This is a genomic window from Lysinibacillus odysseyi 34hs-1 = NBRC 100172 (assembly GCF_001591965.1).
Lineage (GTDB): Bacteria > Bacillota > Bacilli > Bacillales_A > Planococcaceae > Lysinibacillus_B > Lysinibacillus_B odysseyi.
On record NZ_BCVX01000032.1, the window covers coordinates 1 to 1144 of the forward strand.

General features: G+C 49.7%; 10 tRNA genes and 1 rRNA gene. All 11 read left to right on the top strand.

Features of this window, described 5'->3' with window-relative positions:
- Positions 1-77: 77 nt before the first annotated feature.
- The 11 genes from rrf to BOD01S_RS22325 all read left to right on the top strand — a co-directional run bounded on the left by rrf (position 78) and on the right by BOD01S_RS22325 (position 1098).
- Positions 78-193: ribosomal RNA gene (gene rrf, locus BOD01S_RS22275) — 5S ribosomal RNA — on the top strand.
- A gap of 16 nt (positions 194-209) precedes the next feature.
- Positions 210-284: transfer RNA gene (locus BOD01S_RS22280), tRNA-Asn, on the top strand.
- 8 nt (positions 285-292) lie between these two features.
- Positions 293-384 (top strand) — tRNA-Ser (locus BOD01S_RS22285).
- Positions 385-397: 13 nt separating this feature from the next.
- Positions 398-472: transfer RNA gene (locus BOD01S_RS22290), tRNA-Glu, on the top strand.
- A gap of 29 nt (positions 473-501) precedes the next feature.
- Positions 502-577: transfer RNA gene (locus BOD01S_RS22295), tRNA-Val, on the top strand.
- A gap of 16 nt (positions 578-593) precedes the next feature.
- Positions 594-670: transfer RNA gene (locus tag BOD01S_RS22300), tRNA-Met, on the top strand.
- A gap of 3 nt (positions 671-673) precedes the next feature.
- Positions 674-749: transfer RNA gene (locus tag BOD01S_RS22305), tRNA-Asp, on the top strand.
- Between the two features lie 16 nt (positions 750-765).
- Positions 766-841, top strand: a tRNA-Phe gene (locus tag BOD01S_RS22310).
- A gap of 12 nt (positions 842-853) precedes the next feature.
- Positions 854-929: transfer RNA gene (locus BOD01S_RS22315), tRNA-Thr, on the top strand.
- A gap of 4 nt (positions 930-933) precedes the next feature.
- Positions 934-1017, top strand: a tRNA-Tyr gene (locus BOD01S_RS22320).
- Between the two features lie 7 nt (positions 1018-1024).
- Positions 1025-1098 (top strand) — tRNA-Trp (locus tag BOD01S_RS22325).
- Positions 1099-1144 lie beyond the last annotated feature (46 nt).

The window sequence follows — 1144 nt, forward strand, 5'->3', positions numbered from 1 at the left end:
AAGAAAAGTGTGGATTTTTATAAAAAACACTTGAAATTAGCATAGAACATGCTATAATAAATCTTGTCTTTTAAGAGTCTAGTGATGATGGCAGAGAGGTCACACCCGTTCCCATACCGAACACGGAAGTTAAGCTCTCTAGCGCCGATGGTAGTTGGGGGCTTCCCCCTGTGAGAGTAGGACATCGCTAGGCTTACCAATAATAATATTCCGAAGTAGCTCAGTGGTAGAGCAACCGGCTGTTAACCGGTTGGTCGTAGGTTCGAGTCCTACCTTCGGAGCCATTCTTCTTGGAGAGTTGTCCGAGAGGCCGAAGGAGCACGATTGGAAATCGTGTAGGCGGTTAACACTGTCTCAAGGGTTCAAATCCCTTACTCTCCGCCAGATGATTTACATTGGCCCGTTGGTCAAGTGGTTAAGACACCGCCCTTTCACGGCGGTAACACGGGTTCGAATCCCGTACGGGTCACCACTTATTAGAATTCATAAGAAATACCAGATGGAGGATTAGCTCAGCTGGGAGAGCACCTGCCTTACAAGCAGGGGGTCGGCGGTTCGAGCCCGTCATCCTCCACCATTCTAAATAACATTATCGCGGGGTGGAGCAGTTCGGTAGCTCGTCGGGCTCATAACCCGAAGGTCACAGGTTCAAATCCTGTCCCCGCAACCAAATGGTCCCGTGGTGTAGCGGTTAACATGCCTGCCTGTCACGCAGGAGATCGCCGGTTCGATCCCGGTCGGGACCGCCATTATTTTATAAAATATGGGTCAGTAGCTCAGTTGGTAGAGCATTAGATTGAAGCTCTAAGTGTCGGCGGTTCGATTCCGTCCTGACCCACCATATTTCCAAAATGCCGGTGTAGCTCAGTTGGTAGAGCAACTGACTTGTAATCAGTAGGTCGTGGGTTCGACTCCTATCGCCGGCACCATTTTGGAGGGGTAGCGAAGTGGCTAAACGCGGCGGACTGTAAATCCGCTCCTTAGGGTTCGGCGGTTCGAATCCGTCCCCCTCCACCATCTTTATAGGGGCATAGTTCAACGGTAGAATAGAGGTCTCCAAAACCTTTGGTGTGGGTTCGATTCCTACTGCCCCTGCCAATTTTTTAATTTCATGAATTCTACTTATAACAATGGCGATTGTGGC